The sequence below is a fragment of the Pseudomonas sp. Lz4W genome (assembly GCF_000346225.2).
Classification (GTDB): Bacteria; Pseudomonadota; Gammaproteobacteria; order Pseudomonadales; family Pseudomonadaceae; genus Aquipseudomonas; species Aquipseudomonas paraversuta.
In genome coordinates this window covers 1,035,719-1,061,978 of the sequence record NZ_CP017432.1, presented here as the reverse complement: position 1 = coordinate 1,061,978, position 26,260 = coordinate 1,035,719, and the positions used below count along the sequence as shown (strand labels likewise).

General features: G+C 56.1%; 28 protein-coding genes and 1 pseudogene. 21 read left to right on the top strand and 8 right to left on the bottom strand.

Annotated features, from left to right (window positions below; translation table 11 throughout):
* Positions 1-22: 22 nt before the first annotated feature.
* The 10 genes from B195_RS05110 to B195_RS05065 all read left to right on the top strand — a co-directional run bounded on the left by B195_RS05110 (position 23) and on the right by B195_RS05065 (position 8,901).
* Entirely contained in the window at positions 23-520 is a 498-nt protein-coding gene (locus B195_RS05110; RefSeq protein WP_003443152.1) for a DUF6231 family protein, read from the top strand.
* 4 nt (positions 521-524) lie between these two features.
* Positions 525-1,001 carry a YchJ family protein gene (locus B195_RS05105; RefSeq protein ID WP_003443153.1) on the top strand — a complete coding sequence of 159 codons (477 nt, stop codon included), beginning with the start codon at positions 525-527 and terminating at the stop codon, positions 999-1,001.
* A 20-nt stretch (positions 1,002-1,021) separates the two neighbouring features.
* A complete protein-coding gene (locus tag B195_RS05100; protein WP_029612260.1) occupies positions 1,022-1,507 on the top strand; it encodes an LEA type 2 family protein in 486 nt (161 codons plus the stop codon).
* A gap of 7 nt (positions 1,508-1,514) precedes the next feature.
* A complete protein-coding gene (locus tag B195_RS05095; RefSeq protein ID WP_003443155.1) occupies positions 1,515-1,730 on the top strand; it encodes an SEC-C metal-binding domain-containing protein in 216 nt (71 codons plus the stop codon).
* Between the two features lie 230 nt (positions 1,731-1,960).
* Complete coding sequence (locus tag B195_RS05090; RefSeq protein WP_003443156.1) at positions 1,961-4,423, top strand: penicillin acylase family protein; 2,463 nt, start codon at positions 1,961-1,963, stop codon at positions 4,421-4,423.
* A 299-nt stretch (positions 4,424-4,722) separates the two neighbouring features.
* A complete protein-coding gene (locus B195_RS05085; RefSeq protein ID WP_003443157.1) occupies positions 4,723-5,505 on the top strand; it encodes a transporter substrate-binding domain-containing protein in 783 nt (260 codons plus the stop codon).
* Between the two features lie 57 nt (positions 5,506-5,562).
* Positions 5,563-6,291 carry an ABC transporter permease gene (locus B195_RS05080; protein WP_003443159.1) on the top strand — a complete coding sequence of 243 codons (729 nt, stop codon included), beginning with the start codon at positions 5,563-5,565 and terminating at the stop codon, positions 6,289-6,291.
* Complete coding sequence (locus B195_RS05075; protein WP_003443160.1) at positions 6,288-6,998, top strand: ABC transporter permease; 711 nt, start codon at positions 6,288-6,290, stop codon at positions 6,996-6,998. The genes B195_RS05080 and B195_RS05075 overlap by 4 nt, the downstream gene beginning before the upstream one ends.
* A 9-nt stretch (positions 6,999-7,007) precedes the next feature.
* Positions 7,008-8,129 (top strand): succinylglutamate desuccinylase/aspartoacylase family protein, encoded by a 1,122-nt coding sequence (locus B195_RS05070; protein WP_003443161.1) that lies wholly within the window; start codon positions 7,008-7,010, stop codon positions 8,127-8,129.
* Between the two features lie 7 nt (positions 8,130-8,136).
* Entirely contained in the window at positions 8,137-8,901 is a 765-nt protein-coding gene (locus B195_RS05065) for an ABC transporter ATP-binding protein (protein ID WP_003443162.1), read from the top strand.
* A 99-nt stretch (positions 8,902-9,000) separates the two neighbouring features.
* Here B195_RS05065 and B195_RS05060 read toward each other — a convergent pair whose 3' ends face one another.
* Positions 9,001-9,201, bottom strand: coding sequence for a hypothetical protein (locus B195_RS05060; RefSeq protein ID WP_003443163.1), 201 nt, complete (start codon positions 9,199-9,201; stop codon positions 9,001-9,003).
* 94 nt (positions 9,202-9,295) lie between these two features.
* Positions 9,296-9,862, bottom strand: coding sequence for a dCTP deaminase (dcd, locus tag B195_RS05055; RefSeq protein ID WP_003443164.1), 567 nt, complete (start codon positions 9,860-9,862; stop codon positions 9,296-9,298).
* Positions 9,863-10,215: 353 nt separating this feature from the next.
* Here dcd and B195_RS05050 point away from each other — a divergent pair, with 353 nt between their 5' ends.
* A complete protein-coding gene (locus B195_RS05050) occupies positions 10,216-10,425 on the top strand; it encodes a cold-shock protein (RefSeq protein WP_002554837.1) in 210 nt (69 codons plus the stop codon).
* 211 nt (positions 10,426-10,636) lie between these two features.
* On the opposite strand, the gene apbC is transcribed toward B195_RS05050, so the two are convergent.
* Positions 10,637-11,731, bottom strand: a complete 1,095-nt coding sequence (gene apbC, locus B195_RS05045; protein WP_003443165.1) for an iron-sulfur cluster carrier protein ApbC — start codon at positions 11,729-11,731, stop codon at positions 10,637-10,639.
* Positions 11,732-11,879: 148 nt separating this feature from the next.
* Between apbC and metG the strand changes: the two genes are divergently transcribed.
* The 4 genes and pseudogenes from metG (at position 11,880) to B195_RS05025 (ending at position 16,076) form a co-directional block, all read left to right on the top strand.
* Positions 11,880-13,931 (top strand): methionine--tRNA ligase, encoded by a 2,052-nt coding sequence (gene metG / locus B195_RS05040; protein ID WP_003443166.1) that lies wholly within the window; start codon positions 11,880-11,882, stop codon positions 13,929-13,931.
* Between the two features lie 155 nt (positions 13,932-14,086).
* Positions 14,087-15,097 (top strand): annotated as a pseudogene (gene rsxB, locus B195_RS05035) (electron transport complex subunit RsxB); the annotation flags it as partial.
* Positions 15,098-15,148: 51 nt separating this feature from the next.
* A complete protein-coding gene (nth, locus tag B195_RS05030) occupies positions 15,149-15,787 on the top strand; it encodes an endonuclease III (protein WP_003443169.1) in 639 nt (212 codons plus the stop codon).
* A 106-nt stretch (positions 15,788-15,893) separates the two neighbouring features.
* The gene (locus tag B195_RS05025) at positions 15,894-16,076 is read left to right on the top strand and encodes a PA3496 family putative envelope integrity protein (protein WP_003443171.1); all 183 of its coding nucleotides are present in this window, start codon (positions 15,894-15,896) and stop codon (positions 16,074-16,076) included.
* 85 nt (positions 16,077-16,161) lie between these two features.
* Here the strand turns inward: B195_RS05025 and B195_RS05020 are convergent, their stop codons facing one another.
* The 3 genes from B195_RS05020 to B195_RS05010 form a co-directional block, all read right to left on the bottom strand.
* A complete protein-coding gene (locus tag B195_RS05020) occupies positions 16,162-16,788 on the bottom strand; it encodes a response regulator transcription factor (protein WP_003443174.1) in 627 nt (208 codons plus the stop codon).
* Positions 16,789-17,335: 547 nt separating this feature from the next.
* Positions 17,336-18,553 (bottom strand): argininosuccinate synthase, encoded by a 1,218-nt coding sequence (locus B195_RS05015; RefSeq protein ID WP_003443176.1) that lies wholly within the window; start codon positions 18,551-18,553, stop codon positions 17,336-17,338.
* A 128-nt stretch (positions 18,554-18,681) separates the two neighbouring features.
* Entirely contained in the window at positions 18,682-19,587 is a 906-nt protein-coding gene (locus B195_RS05010) for an OmpA family protein (RefSeq protein ID WP_037001597.1), read from the bottom strand.
* Between the two features lie 155 nt (positions 19,588-19,742).
* Between B195_RS05010 and pyrC the strand changes: the two genes are divergently transcribed.
* Complete coding sequence (gene pyrC, locus B195_RS05005; RefSeq protein ID WP_003443179.1) at positions 19,743-20,789, top strand: dihydroorotase; 1,047 nt, start codon at positions 19,743-19,745, stop codon at positions 20,787-20,789.
* Positions 20,786-21,460 carry a ribonuclease T gene (rnt, locus tag B195_RS05000; RefSeq protein WP_003443180.1) on the top strand — a complete coding sequence of 225 codons (675 nt, stop codon included), beginning with the start codon at positions 20,786-20,788 and terminating at the stop codon, positions 21,458-21,460. The genes pyrC and rnt overlap by 4 nt, the downstream gene beginning before the upstream one ends.
* A 77-nt stretch (positions 21,461-21,537) precedes the next feature.
* Here rnt and B195_RS04995 read toward each other — a convergent pair whose 3' ends face one another.
* The gene (locus B195_RS04995; protein WP_003443181.1) at positions 21,538-22,140 is read right to left on the bottom strand and encodes a peroxiredoxin; all 603 of its coding nucleotides are present in this window, start codon (positions 22,138-22,140) and stop codon (positions 21,538-21,540) included.
* Between the two features lie 283 nt (positions 22,141-22,423).
* Here B195_RS04995 and B195_RS04990 point away from each other — a divergent pair, with 283 nt between their 5' ends.
* Entirely contained in the window at positions 22,424-22,642 is a 219-nt protein-coding gene (locus tag B195_RS04990; protein WP_003443182.1) for a bacterioferritin-associated ferredoxin, read from the top strand.
* Between the two features lie 198 nt (positions 22,643-22,840).
* The gene (gene bfr, locus B195_RS04985) at positions 22,841-23,311 is read left to right on the top strand and encodes a bacterioferritin (RefSeq protein ID WP_003443183.1); all 471 of its coding nucleotides are present in this window, start codon (positions 22,841-22,843) and stop codon (positions 23,309-23,311) included.
* Between the two features lie 101 nt (positions 23,312-23,412).
* Here the strand turns inward: bfr and grxD are convergent, their stop codons facing one another.
* Positions 23,413-23,754, bottom strand: a complete 342-nt coding sequence (gene grxD, locus B195_RS04980; protein ID WP_003443184.1) for a Grx4 family monothiol glutaredoxin — start codon at positions 23,752-23,754, stop codon at positions 23,413-23,415.
* 409 nt (positions 23,755-24,163) lie between these two features.
* Here grxD and argF point away from each other — a divergent pair, with 409 nt between their 5' ends.
* On the top strand, positions 24,164-25,084 hold the full coding sequence (gene argF / locus B195_RS04975; RefSeq protein WP_003443185.1) for an ornithine carbamoyltransferase: 921 nt from the start codon (positions 24,164-24,166) through the stop codon (positions 25,082-25,084).
* The gene (locus B195_RS04970) at positions 25,081-26,190 is read left to right on the top strand and encodes an ABC transporter ATP-binding protein (protein WP_003443186.1); all 1,110 of its coding nucleotides are present in this window, start codon (positions 25,081-25,083) and stop codon (positions 26,188-26,190) included. Before argF ends, B195_RS04970 begins: the two co-directional genes overlap by 4 nt.
* The last annotated feature ends 70 nt before the right edge of the window (positions 26,191-26,260 follow it).

The following is a 26,260-nucleotide window of genomic DNA, read 5'->3' as shown; positions in this document are numbered from 1 at the left end:
GGGCTCTGATTGAGGACTTTCGATGACGTCTGGTATTTCTACCCGTACACCCCAGCAAGCACTGGCGGCGCTGCTTGAGCGTTCTGCGCCTCAACGCCTGCTCGTGGTCGGCGCCAGCCAGTTTCCGGCGCTGGCAGCTTTTGCACAGACTCACCCCGAAGTTGTTGTCGCTCACGCGGCCCCCGGTGCTTTACCGGCAGAACTGGCCGCACAGCGCTTTGACCTGGCCCTGGTGATCGACTGTCTGGAACATCTGCCCAAGCGCGAAGGGCTGGAACTACTGGGCGGAATTCGCAACCTGAACGCCAGCCGCATTGCAGTGCTGGCAGATCTGAGTGCCTGTAACTGGAAGGACACCGATTTCTTTTCGCTTGCCCTGCAAAGCAGTGAGCGTTTTCAGCGCGATGAACAGGTACTGACCCTGTTCACTTACGATTTGCGCGAGTACAAACAAGTACCCGACTGGCTGAATGCCAGATTCTGGGCCAATCCGGAAAATTTTGGCAAATATTGGTGGTAAGCCGATGAGTACATCCATTTGCCCTTGTGGCAGCGGCAACTTGCTCGACGCCTGCTGCGGGCACTATCACGCCGGACACCCGGCCCCAAGCGCAGAAACGCTGATGCGTTCGCGTTACAGCGCCTATGTCCTGGGCTTGATTGATTATCTGGTCAGTACCACGCTGCCAATACAGCAGGCCGGCCTCGATTGTCAGTCCATTGGCGACTGGAGCGCGCAAAGCACCTGGCTGGGACTGGAAGTTGAAAGCAGCGAAGTTTTCGGCGGTCAACCCGAACATGCCTTTGTGACCTTTACCGCACGCTGGCACGATGCCAACGGCGAACATAGTCATCGCGAGCAGTCATCATTTGTACAAAGTGCTGGACGCTGGTACTTCATTGATCCCACAGTGCCGCTTAAGGTCGGGCGAAATGATGCCTGCCCTTGCGCCAGCGGCTTCAAGTTCAAAAAGTGCTGCGCCAGCTATCTGGGCAACTGAGACAAAAGAGGAATTAAGGAATGGATTCTCGGGCTCGAATAACAAGAACAATTGCCCTGATGATGATTCTGGCGCTGTCGGGTTGCGCCTCCTGGTTTGACTCGGGTGAAAAAGACCCGGACGTACATCTGATGCGCGTAGAGCTGGTCAAGGCCAAAATGCTGGAGCAGCGCTTCAAACTGTACTTTCGGATCGACAACCCCAACGACTCGACGCTGACCGTACGCGGCCTGACCTACAGGATTCAGCTGGACGCCATAAAACTGGCCGAGGGGGAGTACAGCCAGTGGTTCAGCGTCGAGGCAAAAAGCCACGCCGTGCTCGTGGTGCCGGTGCGCACCAACCTGTGGCCGCAGGTGCGCCCGCTGATCAAATTGCTTGAATCTCCTGACCAACCCATCCCCTATCGGCTGGATGGCACATTGGAGACCGGCCTTTTCTACGGTAACGACGTGCACCTGACCCGCAAAGGCGAGATAATCCCTGCCGATTTTATTCCAGAGTGATTGAGTAATGACCCAACAACCCCACGTTCATGGCCCGGACTGCAACCACGATCATGAGCAGCATGATCACGCCCATGACCACCACGACCACGGTCACGTACATGGCCCTCATTGCGGCCACGCGCCCCAAGAGCCCGTGCGCAACGAACTGAAAGACGTTGGCCGCAACGATCCGTGCCCATGCGGCAGCAGCAAAAAATTCAAGAAGTGCCACGGCGCCTGATAGTTTCCAGGCAGCTTGTACACGCCGCACCTGCCTTGGGCACGTGCGGCGTGTTTGTTTGTGGCCCTGCAAAGTTGCCCTGTCCCGGCAAAACTTTCATCCGCAGGTAAAACTGGCCGGGCGCACTGAACACAGCCCCTCTGGAACCCTTTGAGATAGCGCTTGCGCGGCGTCATCGGCCTCACTAACGTAGCGCCTTTCGATGACATTCCCCCCGCAGGAGCTTTGCCATGGCCTCGCCAGCCCTTACACATTTCTTACCCCGGTTCGGCGTTGCCGCGGCAGTGGTCGGCCTGCTGGGCCTGACTGGTTGCCAGATAAACAACCACTCCTCAGAAAGCCTGGTCCCGACCTCCGGTGTACAGCCGCTTAAAGGCCTGGCGCAGAATGTGTCTGTACGCCGTAACAGTCAGGGCATGCCGCTGATCGAAAGCAGCAGCTTTCATGACGCCCTGTTCACCCTTGGTTACGTGCACGCCAGCGACCGCATCAGCCAGATGGTCCGTTTACGCTTGCTGGCCCAGGGCCGGCTGGCTGAGTTGAACGGCGTCGATGCACTGGACAGCGACCGGTTGATGCGCAGCGTTAACCTGAAAAAGAACGCTGGCGAGCTCTATAAAAGCGCTTCGCCACGGCTAAAGAAATTCTTTGAGGTGTACGCCCGCGGGGTCAACGCCTACCTGTTCCGTTATCGCGACAAGCTCCCGGCCGATCTGGCGCAAGCCGGCTATAAAATCGAGTACTGGAAGCCTGAAGATTCAGCGCTGATTTTCAGCCTGCTGAACTTCTCCATGTCGGTCAATTTGCAGGAAGAGCTCAATTCGTTGGTCCTGGCGCAAAAAGCCGGTACCGCCAAGCTGCCCTGGCTGACGCCGACCTACCCCAATGAAGCCCTGGCCACAGGCGAAGCAGACAAACTCAAAGGATTGATCCCGGGCAGCCAGTTGCCTGGATTAAGCGCTGTGACCCAGGCCCTTGAACAAGTCACTCGCTTGAGTCTGCCCGGAGTCACGGCGTCGAGCGACTGGGCGATTGGCCCGCAGCGCAGCCGCAGCGGCAAAAGCCTGCTGGCCAACGACATCCACCAGCCCATCGGTGTGCCTTCGGCCTGGAGCTATGTGCAAATACGCGCACCTAAATATCAGGCCGCAGGTGCTTCCATCGCCGGCTTGCCAACCCTGTTTTCCGGGTTCAACGGCAAGGTAGCCTGGGGCATGAGCATGGCCATGGGTGATAACCAGGATGTATTCCTGGAAAAACTCAAGCATCAGGGCAACAGCCTGTATTACCTGGCTGACGGCAAATGGCTGCCCGCAACCGTGCGTAACGAGACCTTTTTCGTCAAAGGTCAGCGCCCGATTCGTCAAACCATTTACGAAACGCGCCACGGACCGTTGCTCAACAGTTCCTGGAGCACTGCGGCCGATTTAAACGCCAGCCTGGGCCTAGCGTTACAAACCCCCGACTTGAAGGGCGACAAAACCCTTGATGCCTTTTTCGACCTGTCCCGCGCCCAGGACAGTGAGAAAGCCTCTGATGCCAGCCGCGAGATCCGCGCTGTGGCGCTGAATTTGTTGTACGCAGACGCGAACCACATTGGCTGGCAAGTGACCGGGCTGTACCCCAACCGCCGTGAAGGCCTTGGCCTGTTCCCCTCGCCGGGCTGGGACGGCCGCTACGACTGGGACGGCTACGCCGATCCGATGCTGCATCCCTACGATCAGGACCCGGCACAAGGCTGGCTGGGGACGGCCAACCAGCGCACCGCTGCCTATGGCTACGGCATGCAGCTGTCCAACTCGTGGTTATCCCCGGAGCGCAGCGAGCGCCTTGCGCAGCTGGCCGGCAGTGGCAAACAGGACGCTCGCAGCATGATCGCGATGCAGTACGACCAGACCACCCTGTTCGCTGCCAAATTAAAAACCATGTTTACTGCTCCCGGCATGGCGCAGCCGCTGAAGCAGGCGATCGCCGCCTTGCCTGCGGCTGATCAGGGCAAGGCCCGCGAGGCCCTTGGCCGGTTAATGGCGTTTGACGGCAAACTCGGCCCGGCCTCGGCGGATGCCGCGCTGTACGAGCTGTTCTTGCAAGAAAGCACCAGGCAGATCTTCCTGGATGAGCTCGGGCCAGAAACCAGTGCCAGCTGGAAGGCCTTTATCGCCAACGGCGGGCTGTCGTACTCGGCACAGGCCGATCACTTGCTTGGGCGCGAGGACAGCCCGTTCTGGGACGACATTCGCACCCCGCAAAAAGAAGATAAACCAACCATTCTGGCCCGCAGCCTGGCAGCCGCCATCAACGCCGGCGACAGCTTGATGGGCGCTGATCACAAGGCCTGGCAGTGGGGAAAATTGCATTACTACCTGTGGCGCAATGCCGATGGCCAGACTGTGCGTGGCCCCGTTGCGGCTGGCGGCGACCAGAGCACCCTGAATATCGCGGCTTACAACGTTGGCGGTAGCAGCTTCGAGACCACGCTGATCCCGGCCATGCGCATGATCGTCGACTTCGGTCAGATTGAACCGATGATGGGCCAAAACAGCACCGGACAGTCCAGCAACCCCGCCAGTCCATATTACACCGATGGCATCGATCCCTGGCTCAAGGGCCAGTACATCAGCTTCCCGATGCAACCGCAGAACTTCGACAAGGTGTACGGCAAGACCCGCTTGACCCTGGTTCCCGGCAAATAAAACGCTGTAAGCGGTTAATGCCATTGCCGGCTCCCACAGACTGAGTGCCACCGCACAATCCGGTCTGTGGGAGCAAACCTGCCAACTCCCACAGATAAAACTGGCCGCGCACTGTTTGTGTGCGCACGTTTTATCACGCGCTTTTTTCGGGCACTGGCCGTCGCTTGACTGGCCTGCCTCACCCTTAAATCCACCCCCTGTCCCACTGTGGTTCGGAACTTGCTACTTCTGACCTGACGTAGCACTCCAGTAGCAGTCATCACGCGCCACAAGCGCCCATTGGTTTTAGGGATTGAATAATGAAAAAAGCATTTCTGGTCCTCTCTGCACTGACTTTATCCATGGCAGCAGGCACCGCATTGGCCAAAGACTATAAAGAGCTGCGTTTCGGGGTCGATCCGTCATATGCACCGTTTGAATCCAAGGCCGCCGATGGCAGCCTGGTGGGCTTCGATATCGATCTGGGGAATGCCATCTGCGCCGAGCTGAAAGTGAAATGCAAATGGGTCGAAACCGATTTCGACGGCACCATTCCCGGGCTTAAAGCCAACAAATTCGATGGTGTGATCTCGTCCATGACCGTGACCCCGGCCCGGGAAAAGGTCATCGATTTCTCTAACGAACTGTTCTCCGGCCCAACCGCGCTGGTGTTCAAAAAGGGCGCGGGGCTGGACGCCACACCTGAATCGCTGAAGGGCAAAAAGGTCGGTTATGAGCAAGGCACCATCCAGGAGGCCTATGCCAAGGCAGTGCTGGACAAGGCCGGGGTTACCACTCAGGCCTATGCCAACCAGGATCAAGTGTATGCCGACCTGACTTCAGGCCGTCTGGATGCATCGATCCAGGACATGCTGCAAGCCGAACTGGGCTTTTTGAAAACCCCGCAAGGCGCTGATTACGAAGTCAGCAAGCCCGTGGACAGCGAGTTGCTACCGGCCAAAACTGCGATCGGCCTGAAAAAAGGTAACAAAGATCTACAAGACCTTTTGAACAAAGGTATCAAAGCGTTACACGACGATGGCAGCTACGCCACGATCCAGAAAAAACACTTTGGCGATTTGAATCTGTACAGCGGCAAATAACGCCCTGGCGCCCACACTTGGGTGGGCGCTTTTTTGACTGCCATAGGTTCAATTCAGATGTTTGAAAACCTTTTACAGAACCTTGGGCTTGCGAATTTCAGCCTGCAGGGTTTCGGTCCGCTGCTGCTGCAAGGCACGTGGATGACTCTCAAATTGGCAGTGCTGTCACTGGCAGTGAGCGTACTGCTCGGACTGCTCGGCGCCAGCGCCAAACTCTCCAGCCACAGGCTGCTGCGTGTGCCTGCCCAGCTCTACACCACCCTGATTCGCGGGGTACCTGACCTGGTACTGATGCTGCTGATTTTTTACAGCCTGCAAACCTGGCTCACCAACTTTACGGATGCGATGGACTGGGAATACATCGAAATCAATCCGTTCAGTGCTGGTGTCATAACCCTGGGTTTTATCTACGGCGCTTATTTCACAGAAACCTTTCGCGGCGCGATCCTCTCCGTCCCCCGCGGCCAGATCGAAGCAGCTACCGCCTATGGCCTCAAACGCGGCCAGCGGTTCCGATTTGTGGTTTTCCCGCAGATGATGCGCTTCGCCCTTCCGGGCATTGGCAACAACTGGATGGTGATGCTCAAGGCCACTGCGCTGGTGTCGATCATCGGGCTGGCCGACCTGGTCAAGGCGGCTCAGGATGCGGGCAAAAGTACCTACCAGTTGTTTCTGTTTCTGGTCATCGCCGCACTTATTTATCTGGCGATCACCAGCGCCTCGAACTTTGTTTTACGCCGCCTTGAACGCCACTACGGCGCGGGCGCCCGAGAGGCAGTGCGATGATTGAGTTACTACAAGAGTACTGGCGACCGTTCCTCTACAGCGACGGCTACCACATCACCGGCCTGGCGATGACATTGTGGCTACTGAGCGCATCCCTGGTGATTGGCTTTGTACTGTCTATTCCGCTGTCCGTGGCACGGGTTTCATCCAGACGCTGGGTGCGCTGGCCGGTGCAGTTCTACACCTGGCTGTTTCGTGGCACCCCGCTGTATATCCAGTTGCTTATTTGTTACACCGGGATCTACAGCATCGAGGCAGTCCGTGCTCAGCCCGAACTCAATGCATTCTTTCGGGACGCCATGAACTGCACGATTCTGGCGTTTGCCCTCAATACCTGTGCCTACACCACGGAAATCTTTGCCGGTTCCATTCGCAGCATGGCCCATGGCGAAGTGGAAGCGGCCAAGGCCTATGGTCTTGACGGCTGGAAACTCTATGCCTACATCATTCTGCCTTCGGCCTTGCGCCGCTCATTGCCGTATTACAGCAATGAGGTGATTCTGATGTTGCACTCGACCACCGTGGCCTTTACCGCAACTATCCCCGATGTACTGAAAGTTGCGCGGGACGCAAACTCGGCGACCTTTCTGACGTTCCAGTCCTTCGGGATCGCGGCCATCATCTACTTGTGCGTTACCTTTTTGTTGGTCGGTTTATTCCGCCTGGCGGAGCGCCGCTGGTTAGCCTTTCTCGGCCCTGCACACTAGGATTTTTCCATGCAGCGACATCAAACCCATCCCTTGCTGGCCCCCGTCCCGGGCACCGAACGGCATATTCACAGCTTCCACTACGGCCCCTCGAAGCCACAGGGCAAGGTCTACATTCAGGCCTCGCTGCATGCCGACGAGTTGCCCGGCATGCTGGTGGCCTGGCACCTGAAGCAACATCTGGCGGCCCTGGAAAGTGCTGGCCGGTTGCGCAGCGAAATCGTGCTGGTGCCAGTGGCCAATCCGGCGGGACTGGAGCAAGTCTTGATGGACATCCCGCTGGGCCGGTATGAACTGGAAAGCGGGCAAAATTTCAATCGCAACTTTCTGGATCTAAGTACACAGATCGGTGATGAACTTGAGGGTTTGTTAAACCAGGACCCCTTGTACAACCGGCAACTGATCCGTCGTCACCTGCGCGAAGCCCTGGGGTCACAAACCGCGACAACGCAACTGCAGTCGCAACGGCTGACCCTCCAGACACTGGCCTGCGACGCCGATCTGGTGCTGGACCTGCACTGTGATTTCGAGGCCGTGGCGCACCTGTACACCACGCCCGAGGCCTGGCCACAGGTCGAGCCGCTGGCACGCTATCTCGGCGCCCAGGCCAGCCTGCTGGCGACCGATTCCGGCGGTTTGTCATTCGATGAGTGTTTCACGCTGCTGTGGTGGCAGTTACAACAACGCTTTGGACATGACTTCGCCATGCCACAGGGCAGTGTTTCCGTCACCGTCGAATTGCGCGGCCAGGGCGATGTCAGCCATGCCCTGGCCGAGCAGGACTGCCAGGCCCTGCTCGATTATCTGATCGGGTTTGGCGCCATCGAGGGAACCACCGGAGTGCTTCCCCCGCTGCTCTACCCCGCGACCCCGCTGGCAGGTGTCGAACCCGTCATGACGCCGGCCGGGGGAATTCTGGTGTTTTGTGCCAGCCCCGGAGATTACCTGCAGGCGGGCCAATTGATTGCCGAGGTCATTGACCCTGTCAGCGACCGGCTGACCCCGGTTTATTGCACCACTGCAGGCCTGCTCTATGCCCGCTCATTGCGGCGCATGGCCACCGCCGGGATGGTCATCGCCCATGTTGCCGGGCAGCAAGCCTATCGCAGCGGCTATCTTCTTTCCCCTTGAGGTCAGCATGTTCAAACTTACCGTCGAAGGCCTGCATAAAAAATATGGCACCAACGAAGTGCTCAAGGGCGTGTCACTCAAGGCCAAAACCGGGGATGTCATCTGCCTGATCGGGGCCAGCGGCTCCGGCAAAAGCACCTTTTTGCGCTGTATCAACTTTCTTGAAACCCCCAACGACGGAACCATGACCCTTGATGGTCAGTTGATTCGTATGGTCAGCGACAAACAAGGTATGCGAGTGGCCGATGATGACCAGCTGCAACGCTTGCGCACCCGCCTGGCCATGGTGTTTCAGCACTTCAACCTGTGGAGCCACATGACGGTGCTGGAAAACATCACCCTCGCACCGCGCCGGGTGCTGGGGGTCAGCAAAAAAGACGCTGAAGAGCGGGCTCACCGCTATCTGGACAAGGTCGGCCTGCCTGCCCGTGTTGCCGATCAATACCCTGCATTTCTGTCCGGCGGCCAGCAACAGCGCGTGGCTATTGCCCGGGCACTGGCGATGGAACCGGAAGTCATGCTGTTCGACGAACCCACTTCGGCGCTGGATCCTGAGCTGGTTGGGGAAGTCTTGCGGGTGATTCAGGGCCTGGCCGAGGAAGGCCGCACCATGATCATGGTGACCCACGAGATGAACTTCGCACGCAAAGTGGCGAGCCAGGTGATGTTCTTGCATCAAGGCCTGGTGGAAGAACAGGGCACACCACAGGAGGTGCTGGATAATCCCAAAAGCGAGCGCTTGCGTCAGTTCCTCAGCGGAAATCTGAAATAGGCCATCCCTTGATTGGCATTCATGCCCTGCCAGCCAGGCTCTGCGCCTGGCCATTGCACGGCAAAGGGCTAGCGGGGGCGCAAGGTAACCTGCGCGCGATCAGGCTACTGGCGCGGGTGGAGGCTCATCCGGAATGGTAGGTACGCCCGGCTCGGTCGGTAGCGGGGTATCAGGGTCAGGCTGACCGGGAATGCCACCTGCCTGCACCTGGGGCTGAGCCAGCAGCGACCAGGCCAGCAAGCCCACCTGGTTAGGCTCAAGACTGGCCAGCTGGGCGCGGATACTCGGATCGATCTTCATAGGGCAACTCCTGAGCGATAAACCGGCCCGCTGGGTGCGTGACCGGAAATACACTCAATAGAGTATCAATTCGCCCAGGAATTCCCTCAGCTCGTCAGGTGCGGGGCAAGGTTACGCCGCGCTGACCCTGATATTTGCCGCCACGGTCCTTGTACGACACTTCACACTCTTCATCCGACTCGAAGAACAGCATCTGCGCCACGCCTTCGTTGGCGTAGATTTTGGCGGGCAGCGTGGTGGTGTTGGAGAACTCCAGCGTGACGTGGCCTTCCCACTCCGGCTCAAGCGGCGTCACGTTAACGATGATCCCGCAACGGGCGTAGGTGCTTTTACCCAGGCAGATGGTCAGCACGTTGCGCGGGATACGGAAGTATTCAACCGTACGGGCAAGGGCAAAGGAGTTCGGCGGAATGATGCACACATCGCTGGTGACATCGACAAAGCTGCCTTCATCGAAGTTCTTTGGATCAACGGTGGCCGAATTGATGTTGGTGAACACCTTGAATTCGTTTGCGCAACGAACGTCGTAGCCGTAGCTCGACACACCGTAGGAAATCAGGCGGTTTTCGCCTTCGCCACGCACCTGACGCTCGACGAAAGGTTCGATCATGCCGTGTTCTTGCGCCATGCGGCGAATCCACTTGTCTGGTTTGATGCTCATGGCGGGAGTCCTGAATAGCGAGGTAGAAAAATTCTGTCGGGCATCTTACCGCCCCCCAAGGCCCGGTTCAAAAGTCTGGGACAAAAATATCGAAAATAGCTGCACAACCCCTGAATACAGGCTGCACGGACAACCGCCAGTCACGTTTTTAGAGAAACCTTTGCAAAGACCCTTTGCACGTTCGGCAAAAAGGGTTAAGGTGGCGCCACTGTGCTGCTTGTGTCACTGAGAATCTCTACACGATATGTTGAATTTCGATCCAACCATCTCCAAGAATTTTTCCTGCTCTTTGCACTCAGTCTCGGCCAGGGCTTTTCCTGCGTCGCAGTTTTCTTTGTTCAAGGAGTTACACCATGTCTAATCGCCAAACTGGTACCGTTAAGTGGTTCAACGATGAAAAAGGCTTCGGCTTCATCACTCCACAATCCGGTGACGACCTGTTTGTTCACTTCAAAGCAATCCAATCCGACGGCTTCAAAAGCCTGAAAGAAGGCCAACAGGTTTCTTTCATCGCTACCCGCGGTCAGAAAGGCATGCAAGCTGAGGAAGTTCAAGTTATCTAACTTGTACTGATCCAGTAAAAAACCCCGCCCTTAAAAGCGGGGTTTTTTTATGCCCGCAATAAATGCACCCGGCAACCCTTTGTAATCCCCTGGCTTGCCAGCGATGCAGGGGATGCGGTTCGACTTCAGACCATGTAGATGTAATCGCTGGCGAGCCAGCTCCCACAGTTACTCAGCGCTTGCGCCAAACTGCACCCCCTGCTGCCAACCGTCAGTCGTCGCTGCTGGTGATTGTAGGCATGGCCTGCGAGGCAGCCTCAGACATAACTATGCGCGCCCCGACATGCCGGGCCAGTTCCTGATAGATCAACGCAACAGGGCTGTCCGGATCTTCAATCGCAGTTGGCTTGCCATTATCGGCCTGCTCACGAATCGCCATCGACAGCGGCAGTGACGCAAGCACTTCAACGCCGTACTGAGTGGCCAGCTTCTCGCCACCGCCTTCGCCGAACAGATGCTCGGCATGACCGCAGTTCGAGCAAATGTGCACCGCCATGTTTTCCACAACACCCAGTACCGGGATATTCACCTTGCGGAACATCTCGACACCTTTACGCGCATCCAGCAACGCCAGATCCTGCGGGGTCGTCACTATCACCGACCCGGTCACCGGGACTTTTTGCGCCAGGGTCAGCTGAATATCACCCGTGCCGGGCGGCATATCGATGACCAGATAATCCAGATCATTCCATGCCGTTTGCGTAACCAATTGCAGTAATGCGCCCGACACCATCGGACCGCGCCATACCATTGGCGTGTTGTCGTCGGTCAGAAACGCCATCGACATCACTTCGACACCATGGGCCTCAATCGGCACAAACCACTTCTGATCACGAATTTTCGGACGGGTGCCTTCAGCAATACCAAACATCACCCCCTGGCTCGGACCATAGATATCCGCATCCAGAATCCCCACCCGCGCGCCTTCACGCGCCAGCGCCAGCGCTAGGTTGGCAGCGGTAGTCGACTTGCCTACACCACCTTTCCCGGAAGCCACGGCCACAATGTTTTTCACATTGGCCAGGCCCGGGATCTGAGCCTGGGCCTTATGCGCAGCAATCACGCAGCTGACCTCAACCTTGGCCGAGGACACCCCGTCCATGTTGCTGATAGCCATTTGCAACATTTGCCCCCAGCCACTCTTGAACAGACCGGCGGCATAACCCAGCTCCAGCCGAACGCTGACGTGCTCACCCTGGACTTCAATGTTACGTACGCACCCGGCACTGACCGGATCCTGATTCAAATAAGGGTCGGTGTATTGGCGAAGGACGGCCTCCACCGCTGCGCGATTGACTGCGCTCATGGGCAACTCCCGAAAAAGACTGAGTAATACAGCCCGCTATCGTACCTACAAAAACACCGTAAACGATCAGATACACGTCGACGGGGTGAAATAAATTGCCCGGCGCTTTATAGTGGCCGACCACCGTCTCATCAAGTAGCCGAGCCCCATGTCCGAGCCACGCAAGATCCTCGTCACCAGCGCCCTGCCCTATGCCAATGGTTCAATTCACCTTGGCCATATGCTTGAGTACATCCAGACCGATATGTGGGTGCGCTTCCAGAAGCATCGCGGCAATCAATGCACTTACGTCTGCGCAGACGACGCCCACGGCTCGGCAATCATGTTGCGCGCCGAGAAAGAAGGCATCACGCCAGAACAACTGATCGCCAACGTCCAGGCTGAACACAGCGCCGATTTTTCCGAGTTCCTCGTCGATTTCGATAACTTCCATTCGACCCACTCCGAAGAGAACCGTGAGCTGTCGAGTGCGATTTACATCAAGTTGCGCGAAGCAGGGCATATCGCCACCCGCTCGATCACCCAGTATTTCGACCCGGAAAAGAAAATGTTCCTGGCCGACCGCTTCATCAAGGGCACTTGCCCTAAATGCGGCACGGATGATCAGTACGGCGACAACTGCGAAAAATGTGGTGCGACCTATGCACCAACCGACCTGAAAAATCCAAAGTCAGCGATCTCGGGGGCAACCCCGGTACTCAAGGACTCCCAGCACTTCTTCTTCAAGCTGCCAGACTTCGACGCCATGCTCAAAAGCTGGACCCGAAGCGGCGCACTGCAAGATGCAGTCGCAAACAAAATCGCCGAATGGCTGGATGCAGGACTGCAGCAGTGGGACATTTCCCGTGATGCGCCCTACTTCGGGTTCGAGATTCCGGACGAGCCGGGCAAGTACTTCTATGTCTGGCTGGATGCGCCAATCGGCTACATGGCCAGCTTCAAGAACCTGTGTGCTCGCCGTCCGGAACTGGACTTCGATGCGTACTGGGCCAAGGACTCCACCACCGAGCTTTATCATTTCATCGGCAAGGACATCGTGAATTTCCACGCCCTGTTCTGGCCTGCCATGCTCGAAGGCGCTGGCTATCGCAAGCCGACAGCGATCAACGTCCATGGCTACCTGACCGTCAACGGTCAGAAAATGTCCAAATCCCGCGGCACCTTCATCAAGGCCCGTACTTACCTTGATCACCTGTCGCCGGAATACCTGCGCTACTACTACGCATCCAAACTGGGCCGTGGCGTCGATGACCTTGACCTGAACCTGGAAGACTTCGTACAGAAGGTCAACTCGGATCTGGTGGGTAAAGTTGTGAACATTGCCAGCCGTTGCGCAGGCTTCATTCACAAGGGTAACGCCGGGGTAATGGTCGAAGGCAATGCGGCTCCCGAGCTCACCGATGCGTTCCTGACTGCGGCACCGAGCATCGCCGAGGCTTATGAAGCCCGCGACTTCGCTCGTGCCATGCGTGAAATCATGGGCCTGGCCGATCGGGCCAACGCCTGGATTGCCGAGAAAGCGCCATGGGCAATGGCCAAACAGGAGGGCAAGCAGGACGAAGTTCAAGCGGTCTGCGCATTGGGCATCAACCTGTTCCGTCAACTGGTGATCTTCCTCAAACCGGTTCTGCCAGTGCTTGCCGCTGACGCCGAAGCCTTTCTGAACGTTGCGCCACTGACCTGGGCAGATCACAGCACCCTGCTGGCCAACCATCAGCTCAATGCGTTCAAACCGCTGATGACGCGCATCGATCCGGTAAAAGTACAAGCCATGAGTGATGCATCTAAAGAAGACCTGGTTGCCAGCCAGACAGATACCGGCACAGCCGCTCCTCAAGGCAACGGCGAACTGGTAAAAGAACCGCTTGCAGCCGAGATCGACTTCGATGCTTTTGCCGCGGTGGATCTGCGGGTAGCCCTGATCCTCAAGGCCGAAGCGGTTGAAGGCGCAGACAAACTGCTGCGCCTGACCCTGGATATCGGCGACGAACAACGCAATGTGTTCTCGGGGATCAAAAGCGCTTATCCGAACCCAGCTGAACTTGAAGGTCGCCTGACCATGATGATTGCCAACCTGAAACCGCGAAAAATGCGCTTCGGGATGTCTGAAGGCATGGTGATGGCTGCCGGCCCCGGCGGTGAAGAAATTTACCTGCTTAGCCCGGACAGCGGCGCCAAGCCAGGCCAGCGCATCAAGTAACATGTCCTCCCCATCCGCTAACGGCCAACTAGCCGTTAGCGGATGTGATCCCTAGCCGCCCTTCTTGTCTTGCCGGATAATCAGCGCCGCTCGTTTAACCGCCTCACACCCTCTTATTCACTGCGCATGATGAGTGTCGCCCGGGTGCGGCCCGCCGTCGCTGGACTGATCACACCATGAGCCTGATTCAACGTATTGATGCCTTATTGCCGCAAACCCAGTGCGGAAAATGCGGCCACCCCGGCTGCAAACCCTATGCGCAAGGTATTGCCCAGGGCGAGCCCATCAATAAATGCCCGCCCGGCGGGACCGAGACCATCGCCGCACTGGCTGATTTGCTTGCCATTCCCGTGGTGGCCCTGGACACCGGGCGTGGTACCGCGCCGGCACAGGTAGCCTACATTCGCGAAGCTGAGTGTATTGGCTGTACCAAGTGCATCCAGGCCTGCCCTGTCGACGCGATCCTCGGCGCAGCCAAGCTCATGCACACTGTAATCATTGATGAATGCACCGGTTGCGACCTCTGTGTTGCGCCCTGCCCTGTCGATTGCATAGAGATGCGCCCTCTGCCGGCCAATGTAATCCCGATTGTTGCCGGACTTGCCCACGAGCCCGAACAGTACAAGGCTCGTCACCAAAAGCGCGATCACGCACGCAGCCGCTTTGAGCGACGTACCGAACGCCTGCTCCGTGAGGAGCAACACAAACAGGCAGAACGCCTGGCACGCGCCCAGCGTTCGTCAGCCGTCGACGGCACCGGGCAACTCAAAGAGCCGACAACCGGGTCTTCCAGTGCCGACGAAATGGCGCTGAAAAAAGCCAAGGTCACACTGGCAATGGCACGCGCACAGTTAAACAAATCGCTTAAAGCCTTTGGTCATCCTCCTACTGCGCAACAGCAATCCCAGCTGGTGCTCCTGCAACAACAATTTGAGGCCGCCGAACAGGCACTGGCGCAATTTGAACCTGCCCCTGAAGCCTCAATTAGCGCACCGGCCATAAACAACGCGGAACTTAAACGTGCAAAAATCCAGCTCGCCATGCGCCGGGCAGAACTTAAAAAAGCCACCACCCAAGAACAGCCCAGTGCGCAACTGGCGCTTTTGAATGACGCGGTTACACAGGCAGAATTGGCAATCAGCGCTTTGGAGTCACCCAAAGCCTGATGGAATTTAGCCATGAAATAACTGACCGCTCTCCAGGAATTGTGTTTACCCATGAACGCCGCAAAGCGCCTTGAAATATTTCGCCGGTTTCACGAAGACAATCCCGAGCCCAAAACCGAACTGGCCTACACGTCTCCCTTCGAATTATTGATTGCCGTTATCTTGTCTGCGCAAGCCACCGACGTAAGCGTGAACAAGGCAATGGCCAAATTGTTTCCAGTCGCAAATACCCCAGAAGCCATCTACGCTCTGGGAGTGGAAGGGCTGTCGCAGTACATCAAAACCATCGGCCTGTATAACAGCAAGGCCAAGAACGTTATCGAAACCTGTCGTTTACTGATTGAACGGCATGCCGGCCAGGTTCCACAAACCCGCGAGGAGCTTGAAGCGCTTCCCGGTGTAGGTCGTAAAACAGCAAACGTCGTGCTTAACACCGCCTTCAGACAGCTGACCATGGCCGTAGATACCCATATTTTCAGGGTCAGTAACCGAACCGGTATTGCACCAGGCAAAAATGTGGTCGAGGTTGAAAAGCAATTAATGAAATTCGTACCCAAGCCTTATCTGCTCGACGCCCACCACTGGCTCATCCTGCATGGTCGTTACGTTTGCCAGGCGCGCAAGCCGCGCTGCGGGAGCTGCCGCATAGAAGACCTGTGTGAATTCAAGCAAAAGACCTCTGACGATTGAGCGATAGAGCGTTTATGTGCTGATCGATTGAGAAAATCTTTTTTACCCGCGCAGCGATTATCGCTATAAGGGGCGCCATTGAATGTCTTAGCCTGGAGTGAACTGAATGAGCACTGGCAAAGAACAACTGGAAGTGGAAGAAGATTTTCCTGTCTCAGATCCGGAAGAGATAGTGGAACCTGTGGTTGAGGTAGCTAAAACCAATTTGGCCAAACGCCGGACGATTGATGCGCTTTTAGCTGAAAAGCGCCTGAAAAAAGAGCTGGAAGATTATCCTTACGATCTTTGACTTTTAGCTCGCGAGATCAAAAGCCTCCATTAACGGAGGCTTTTTGTTTTCAGGAGCTGTCGAAGAGCAACGGCTCACATCCTATTCATTCCAGACCATTACGCTGCGCCAATTCAATAAGATCAACCAGCGAGCGGGCATTGAGTTTCAATAGAAGACGCGTTTTGTAAGTACTCACGGTCTTGTTACTCAAAAATATGCTGTCGGCTATTTCCTTGTTGCTCTTACCCCTTGCCAGTTGTTGCAGCACCATCATTTCCCGCCCCGACAGACGATTGATCATATCTGTTTCACTGGTACTACCAAAATTGGAACGCGTGGAGTGCAAGGCCTGGCTCGGAAAATAGCTATACCCTGAAAGCACTGCCTTGATCGCACTCAACAGCTCAGTCAAACCTTGCTGCTTGCAAACGTAACCCGCGGCCCCCGCCTGCATGCAACGCATGGAAAAATGACCGGGCACTTGCGAGGTCAACACCAATATCTTTATAGGCATTACAGTTGTTGACAAGCGAGCTATAACTTCAAGGCCGTCAAGCCGGGGGATTCCGATATCCAGAATCACAATATCGGGTGTGTGCTCGCGAGCAAGTTGCAAAGCATCCACACCATTGTCCGTCTCTGCTATGACTTCGTATCCATGTCGCTCCATGAGCACGCGCACAGCAAGACGAACTACCGGGTGATCATCCACGATCATTACTTTATTCATGGGACAATTCCATTTTTCGCCGTTCTAAATTTTAGAGCCAATACAATAACCTAGTCATAACAGCCTGGGCATACCTCCTTGCCAGGTACCAACATTCAAAGAAAAATCCTACAAGAAATAAAGATTTATCCTAAAAAACAACACTAAACGATTATTACTCCCTCTCGCAAAACCTGTGGGCACTGTGTGCCGCACAAGAAAGACCTCAGATTGTATATTCAATCTTCATTGCGACTCACAGGCATTACTACAAACTGTAGTAAGTTCCATCAGATTCACCTGGCGACTTGAAGTGCGCACGCTGCGCCAACCCGAAATCAAGCCCATGATCATGCCGACAATAGCCCTGGCATTGAATTTTTCAAATTGATCCGTATCAAAATATAACATCAGAAAACATTAATCTGTTTCTGATTAATTCAAACTATGCCGCAAGTTTTTTACCCGCAAAGACATGTGTGTGTATACCTCTAATGTTGACAACGACACTTCAGGCAGAGCAAAAAAAACCCGGCCTGAAGGCCGGGTTTTTTCATGTGTGCATATATCAGAACAGTTTACGGCCTTTATTCGCAGCAATACGCATGCGCAAGGCGTTCAACTTGATGAATCCAGCGGCATCAGCCTGGTTGTAAGCGCCGCCGTCTTCTTCGAATGTTGCAATATTTGCATCAAACAACGATTCATCAGATTTGCGACCGGTAACGATCACGTTGCCTTTGTACAGCTTGAGGCGAACTACACCGTTAACGTGAGCCTGGGAAGCATCAATCATTTGTTGCAGCATGATGCGCTCAGGGCTCCACCAGTAGCCGGTGTAGATCAGGCTGGCGTACTTGGGCATCAACTCGTCTTTCAGGTGTGCAACTTCACGATCCAGAGTAATCGACTCAATGGCACGGTGAGCGCGCAGCATAATGGTGCCGCCCGGAGTTTCGTAGCAGCCACGGGACTTCATGCCGACATAACGGTTTTCAACGATGTCGAGACGGCCAATGCCGTGCTCGCCGCCGATACGGTTCAAGGTCGCCAGGACTGTAGCCGGGGTCATTTCAACGCCGTCCAGCGCGACGATATCACCGTTGCGGTAGGTCAGTTCCAGGTACTGCGGGGTGTCAGGCGCTTTCTCCGGGGAGACGGTCCAACGCCACATGTCTTCTTCGTGCTCGGTCCAGGTGTCTTCCAGCACGCCGCCCTCGTAAGAGATGTGCAGCAAGTTGGCGTCCATCGAGTACGGCGATTTTTTCTTGCCGTGACGTTCGATCGGGATCGAGTGCTTTTCAGCATAATCCATCAGCTTTTCACGGGAGAGCAGATCCCACTCACGCCATGGCGCAATTACCTTCACACCAGGCTTCAGTGCGTAGGCACCCAGTTCGAAACGAACCTGATCGTTACCCTTGCCTGTCGCGCCATGGGAGATGGCATCTGCACCGGTTTCGTTGGCGATTTCGATCAGGCGCTTGGCAATCAGCGGACGTGCGATGGAAGTACCCAGCAGGTACTCGCCTTCGTAAACGGTGTTGGCGCGGAACATAGGGAACACGAAGTCTCGAACAAACTCTTCGCGCAGGTCATCAATATAGATTTCCTTGACGCCCATGGCTTGCGCCTTGGCGCGTGCAGGCTCGACCTCTTCCCCCTGACCCAGGTCAGCGGTGAAGGTTACGACTTCACAGTTATAAGTATCCTGCAGCCACTTGAGGATCACCGAAGTGTCCAGGCCGCCCGAATAAGCCAGAACGACCTTGTTTACGTCCGCCATGCCATCACTCCACGGGTTGTTCGAAAAGCCGAACAGTCTACCGCTCAAGTGCGAGAAATTACAGAGGCGCGACACGTTAAGACGACAAAGCGACAGTAAGTTTCAACAAGGCGACCAGTCGTCGCTACTCAGGACGGCGTACCCAAACTCGCCACACTGGCTGACGGGGCGGCTTTTCCGGGCTCGGGCACACGCTCCATGCGCACGCTGACACGACGGTTTTTAGCGCGGTTGCTGGCACTGGTATTAGGCACCAAGGGGTATTGTTCGCCATGGAAGCGCAACGTCATCTGCGATTCTTGCATGCCGTTTTCCTTGAAATAGTTCATCACCGCCAGGGCCCGGCGCCGCGACAACTCACGATTGGTCAAACGATTGCCGCTATTGTCTGAATAGCCGTCAAGGATGAGGTGATTGACCGTAGGGTCTGCCTTTAAGTAGTCGAGCATGACTTGCAAATTGGTCCGGGCCTTGATGTCCAGCTCGATGCCACCGTCTGGAAATCCGATCTGGCTTTGGCGCACCTGCTCGAAGTTTTTGGCCAACAGCTTTGTAGTACAGGCCTCATAATCGCCGTAGGCCTGACGAAACTTGACCGGCAATAAACGAACCTCCGACAAACCGCCCGCAGGCGAGTAATGCCTCACCAGGGGGCTACGGCCTTCCAGCAGGCCACGAAACAAGCGCCCTGCCTGGGCCTGCGAACTGTTGAAAAGTACGTGGCCGCGCCCGATGCGCACCGGCCCCAGATCAATGTCACCCCGACCCGGCTGCCAAGGCGCAGCGGCTGCCAGCAAGGTTGCAGAACCTTCACCCAGCATTGAGTTGTAGGCATTGAGGCGAAATACGGCCTGCTCACCAGCCCGGCGCACGAAGGCTCCCGAACCGAAATCGGTAATCGGCTGGATCAGCCGGCATTCAAATTTGTCGCCCTCGACCTTCCACTCAATATTCTCCAGTCGAGTCTGAAAAGTCAGGGCCATGGCTGGCAGGCTGGCAAACATGCCGAGCAGAATGAAATAACACTGGCGCACCGCAGCCTCCACAGCCTTGTACTGCAAAAAAACAGTCCGTCGGTTTACCGCAGACCCTTCGTATATCGGTTAGCCGCGACAAAACTTGATAGCGAGTGCCTGAGAGAGTCTTTTCCGGTAGCATTCGCATCAGTTTGACCCGCCTGGAATTCCCAATGTCTGACCGCCTGACCCTGCTGCGTCCCGACGACTGGCATATACATCTTCGCGATGGTGCTGTGTTGCCCCACACTGTCGCAGATGTGGCGCGCACTTTTGGCCGCGCCATCATCATGCCAAACCTGGTACCTCCGGTGCGTAATGCCGCCGAAGCAGATGCCTACCGCCAGCGCATTTTGGCTGCTCGCCCGGCTGGTAGCCGTTTCGAGCCGCTGATGGTGCTTTACCTCACTGACCGTACCCAGCCTGAAGACATCCGCACGGCCAAGGCCTGTGGCTTCGTGCACGCCGCCAAGCTGTATCCGGCTGGCGCCACGACCAACTCCGATTCTGGCGTGACCAGCATCGATGCGATCTTCCCGGTCCTTGAAGTCATGGCCGAAGTCGGCATGCCCTTGCTGATACACGGCGAAGTTACCCGCGCCAACGTCGACGTGTTTGACCGCGAAAAAATCTTTATCGACGAGCATATGCGCCGCGTTGTTGATCGCTTTCCGACCCTCAAAGTCGTGTTCGAGCACATCACCACCGCAGATGCAGTGCAGTTCGTCAATGAAGCTTCGGCTAACGTAGGCGCAACCATTACGGCTCACCACCTGCTTTACAACCGCAACCACATGCTGGTTGGCGGCATTCGCCCGCACTTCTATTGCCTGCCGATCCTCAAGCGCAACACCCATCAGGAAGCCCTGCTGGATGCGGCCACGAGCGGCAGCGAGAAGTTCTTCCTGGGCACAGACTCGGCGCCCCATGCCCAGCATGCCAAAGAAGCCGCGTGCGGATGTGCCGGGTGCTACACCGCCTACGCAGCCATCGAGATGTATGCCGAAGCATTTGAACAGCGTAACGCGCTGGACAAACTGGAAGCCTTTGCCAGCTTGAACGGCCCCCGTTTCTACGGACTGGCCACCAGTACCGAACACATCACCCTGGTTCGCCAGGAGTGGACCGCCCCAACCAGTCTGCCATTCGGCGAGCTGACCGTAATTCCGCTGCGCGCCGGTGAAAAACTGCGCTGGCGCCTGCTGGAGGAACAGCTGTGAGTGACGACCATTATGATGACGAACACGAAGGCGGTCATGGCGGCGGCTCACGCCACCCGATGGCCGAGCGTTTTCGCGGCTATCTGCCGGTCGTAATCGATGTTGAAACCGGCGGTTTCAACAGCGCCACTGATGCCTTGCTGGAAATTGCAGCGGTCACCATCGGCATGGATGAAAGAGGCTTTGTGTATCCCGAACACACCTATTTCCACCGTGTTGAACCCTTTGAAGGCGCGAACATCGAAGCTGCGGCACTGGAATTTACCGGTATCAAGCTTGATCACCCGTTGCGCATGGCTGTCAGCGAAGAAACGGCCCTGACCGACATCTTCCGTGGCGTGCGTAAAGCCCTGAAAGCCAACGGCTGCAAACGCGCCATTCTGGTGGGTCACAACAGCAGCTTTGACCTGGGTTTCCTCAACGCAGCTGTCGCGCGTCTGGACATGAAACGCAACCCGTTTCACCCGTTCTCCAGCTTCGACACCGCCACCCTGGCAGGCCTGGCATACGGCCAGACGGTATTGGCCAAAGCCTGTCAAACAGCCGATATCGACTTTGACGGCCGTGAAGCTCACTCGGCACGCTATGACACTGAAAAGACCGCCGAGCTGTTCTGCGGCATTGTTAACCGCTGGAAACAAATGGGTGGCTGGAAAGACTTCAACGACTGATCCTGTGGTCAAGGCTTACTTCACCCCATAAAAAAACCGGACCCAGGGTCCGGTTTTTTTATGCCTGAAGCAGACCCTTACAGCTGGTCAGCATTCTCGGTCAGGTAAGCAGCAACGCCTGCAGTCGAAGCAGTCATGCCTTTGTCGCCTTTCTTCCAGTTGGCAGGGCAAACTTCGCCGTGCTCTTCGTGGAATTGCAGAGCGTCAACCAGACGCAGCAGCTCATCCATGTTACGGCCCAGTGGCAGGTCGTTAACGATCTGGGAGCGAACAACGCCTTTGTCATCGATCAGGAATGCGCCACGCAGAGCAACGCCGCCTTCGGTTTCAACATCATAGGCCTTGCAGATTGCGTGATTGATGTCGGCTGCCATGGTGTATTTCACCTGGCCGATGCCGCCATTGTTCACTGGCGTGTTGCGCCATGCGTTGTGAGTGAAATGGGAGTCGATGGACACGGCCACCACTTCAACGTTACGCGCCTGGAACTCAGGAATGCGGTGATCCAGAGCAATCAGCTCGGACGGGCAAACGAAAGTGAAGTCCAGCGGGTAGAAGAACACCAGGCCATATTTACCTTTGATGGCAGTGGACAGCGAGAAGCTGTCAACGATTTCGCCATTGCCGAGTACGGCTGCGACGGTGAAGTCAGGGGCTTGTTTGCCTACGAGTACGCTCATTGGATATCTCCTGGTGTGCAACGTGAAAAACGGGACCCGGCCAGGCTGCCATCGTGAAACAACAGCCTTGAAACCAGCTCTCGCGGAAAAAATGACCGTCCATCATACACCGCTCGTCCGAACCGGCCTTAACCCTTTTTCACCACCCGAAAAACTCTCGACTCGTACCGTTCGTCACTACAGGACCGCCAAGGCCTGATTGAGACTCAAGGTACTTTGACAATCATTCTCGTTAACATTAAGATCCTTCGCATTGAATCCCAACCAGCGATGGTTCTTATTTATGTACGTTTGCCTTTGCACTGGCGTCACCGATGGAAAAATCCGCGACGCAATCTACGACGGTTGCTGCAGCTACCGTGAAGTGCGTGAAGCGACGGGTGTCGCAAGCCAATGTGGCAAATGTGCCTGCCTGGCCAAGCAAGTGGTTCGTGAAACCCTGTCCTCGTTGCAAGCCAGCCAGTCTGTGATGAGTTATCCGGCGGAATTTTCAGTCGCCTGAATCGAGAATTTTGAAGAGCCGGACTTAATGTCCGGTTTTTTTATGTCTAAAATTCAAGCGCTTAGGACCAAGACGCGGAACACAAACATTCTTATTCCGATTAATTTTCATTTATTATTCAAACACTTAGGTTTGACAGTCGTAAGTACGCGGATCAAACTCTGCCTTATATACGGTTACTTAAGGCAGGCCCTAGCCATGAAAGGCGACATTTCAGTCATCCAGCACCTCAACAAAATTCTCGGCAACGAACTGGTCGCTATCAACCAATACTTCCTGCATGCACGCATGTATCAGGATTGGGGCCTGGAGAAGTTGGGTGCACACGAGTACCACGAGTCCATCGACGAGATGAAACACGCGGACAAACTGATCAAGCGCATCCTGTTCCTTGAAGGCCTGCCAAACGTACAAGACCTGGGCAAGCTGCACATCGGCGAGCACACAAAAGAAATGCTGGAGTGCGACCTGCGCATCGAAAGGACCGGCCACGCCGATCTCAAGACCGCGATCGCACACTGCGAAGTTGTAGGTGACTTTGGCAGCCGTGAACTTCTGGAAGATATTCTTGAATCTGAAGAAGAGCATATCGACTGGCTGGAAACACAGCTGGGCCTGATCGACAAAGTAGGGATTGAGAATTACCTGCAGTCGCAAATGGGTGAATAACCAACACGCCACGGCTCAATAAAAAAGCCCCGCCCTGTTTAATCAGGAGCGGGGCTTTTTATGCACGGTCACTTAACTAAAAGTGACCGTGGCGATTGTCTTCACGCTTCAGTCTTGCTCGCTGCGGCTTTTTCTACAGCGGCTTTGATCGTCGACTGCAAAGAACCGTCTGCTGCCATCTCGGTCATGATGTCGCTACCGCCGATCAATTCACCACCTACCCACAGCTGCGGGAAAGTTGGCCAGTTGGCGTATTTCGGCAGGTTGGCGCGAATTTCAGGATTCTGAAGGATATCCACGTAAGCGAATTTCTCACCGCAGGCCATGACAGCTTGCGCAGCTTTAGCCGAAAAGCCGCACTGCGGGGCGTTCGGGGAGCCTTTCATGTAGAGCAGAATGGTGTTGTTAGCAATCTGTTCTTTAATAGTTTCGATGATATCCATGGAGCACCTCGGCTGAACTTTCCGACTCAGTTGTCGGCACGGTGGCGCATTGTAACGGAAAGCCGGGCCTGACGCTCGGTCTCCCCGACAGACAATAGTCCGAATTCCCACCTGCGGAGCAGCGCCAACATGGCACACAATTGCCAAGCAGCCTGAGGGCAGTGTACAAATGGGCCGCTGAGGTGAGGCAAACCACTCAATGGTGGTTCAAGCCTGGTGCTCATATAGCGCAAGTCTCGCTCGAACCTCTAAACGCACGACCCTTATTGGCAAGACGCGACATTTCCTTATAAGATCGCGCCTTCCCCTATTTCCGTCGCCCCGTGCGGCTTTCGCCGCAGGTCTCGCCCGTTTTTCCGAAAAACCCGGCTTTGAGCATCTGCGATCGTTGCAAAAAAGGTAGTTTATGATGAGCGCAAGGCACTTTCTCTCCCTGATGGATTGCACGCCCGAAGAACTACTCAGCGTGATTCGTCGCGGTATCGAGCTCAAGGACCTGCGCGAGCGCGGCGTACTCTTCGAACCCCTGAAGAACCGCGTTCTGGGAATGATTTTCGAAAAATCATCGACCCGTACCCGACTGTCTTTTGAGGCCGGCATGATTCAACTTGGCGGTCAGGCCATCTTCCTGTCCCCACGCGATACCCAGTTGGGTCGTGGCGAGCCGATCGGCGACTGCGCCATTGTCATGTCACGCATGCTTGACGCTGTCATGATCCGCACCTTTGCCCACAGCACCTTGACCGAATTCGCAGCCAATTCCCGGGTACCGGTCATCAACGGCCTCTCGGACGATCTGCACCCCTGCCAACTGCTGGCCGACATGCAGACCTACCTGGAACATCGCGGCTCGATCAAAGGCAAAACCGTGGCCTGGATCGGCGATGGCAACAACATGTGCAACAGCTATATAGAAGCGGCAATCCAGTTCGACTTCCAGCTGCGTGTGGCCTGCCCTGAAGGCTATGAGCCCAACCCCGGGTTCGTGGCCCTGGCAGGGGATCGCGTAACCATCGTCCGCGATCCCCGTGAGGCTGTAGCGGGCGCCCATCTGGTGAGTACTGACGTCTGGACCTCGATGGGTCAGGAAGAAGAAACGGCCAAGCGTTTAAAGCTGTTTGCACCGTATCAGGTTAACCGCGCCCTGCTCGACCTTGCCGCCGAAGATGTGCTGTTCATGCACTGCCTGCCTGCGCACCGGGGTGAAGAAATCAGCCTCGACCTGCTGGACGACCAGCGCTCTGTCGCGTGGGATCAGGCCGAAAACCGCCTGCACGCGCAGAAAGCACTGCTCGAATTTCTCGTTCAACCGGCGTACCAACCCGTATGAGCCAGCCGCTATTGCTCAACCTGCGCGACCTGGCCTGTGGATACCAGGGCCAGAGCGTGGTGCAAAACCTCAACCTGCATCTCAATGCAGGGGACATTGGCTGCCTGCTTGGCTCCTCGGGGTGCGGGAAAACCACTACGTTGCGCGCTATTGCCGGCTTCGAACCCGTACACCAGGGTGAAATCCAGCTGGCCGGCGAAGTCATCTCCAGTGCCGGTTTCACACTGGCACCCGAGAAACGTCGCATCGGCATGGTGTTTCAGGACTACGCTCTTTTTCCGCATCTAAGCGTGGCCGACAACATCGCGTTCGGCATCCGCAAACACCCTGACAAAGAGCGCGTAACCCAAGAGCTGCTTGAACTGGTCAACCTCAAGAACCTTGGCAAACGCTTCCCCCACGAGCTTTCCGGCGGCCAGCAGCAACGGGTCGCTCTGGCCCGTGCTCTGGCCCCCGAGCCACAGCTGTTACTGCTTGACGAGCCCTTCTCCAACCTCGATGGCGAACTGCGGCGCAAGCTCAGCCATGAGGTGCGCGACATCCTGAAAGCCCGTGGCACCAGCGCAATTCTGGTAACCCACGATCAGGAAGAAGCCTTCGCTGTCAGCGACCATGTCGGCGTCTTCAAGGAAGGCCGCCTTGAACAGTGGGATACCCCCTACAACCTTTACCACGAGCCTCTGACGCCGTTTGTTGCGAGTTTTATAGGTCAGGGTTACTTCATTCGCGGGCAGTTGCTGAGCCCGGAGTCGGTACAAACCGAGCTGGGCGTATTACGAGGCAATCGTGCCTACACCTGGCCGACCGGAGGTGCAGTTGATGTGCTACTGCGTCCGGACGATATCGTCTACGCCCCGGACAGTGAGCTGAAGGCGCGAATTATCGGCAAAACCTTTTTGGGCGCATCGACCCTGTACCGCCTGCAACTGCCTACCGGCAGCCAGCTGGAGTCGATTTTCCCGAGCCATGCCGATCACTTGCCGGGAGCAGAAGTCGGTATTCGCGTTGCAGCCGAACATCTGGTGATGTTCCAGACCAGCGGCAGCACGGCTGCGCAAATTCAACACACCGAGTCTGGCGTAAGACGTTTCAGTACAACTGGTTAGGCGGTCGCTGCCAGACCAGATCCCACATTTTTGAACTGCAAAACCCCGCAGGAGCGAGCTTTCAACGCAA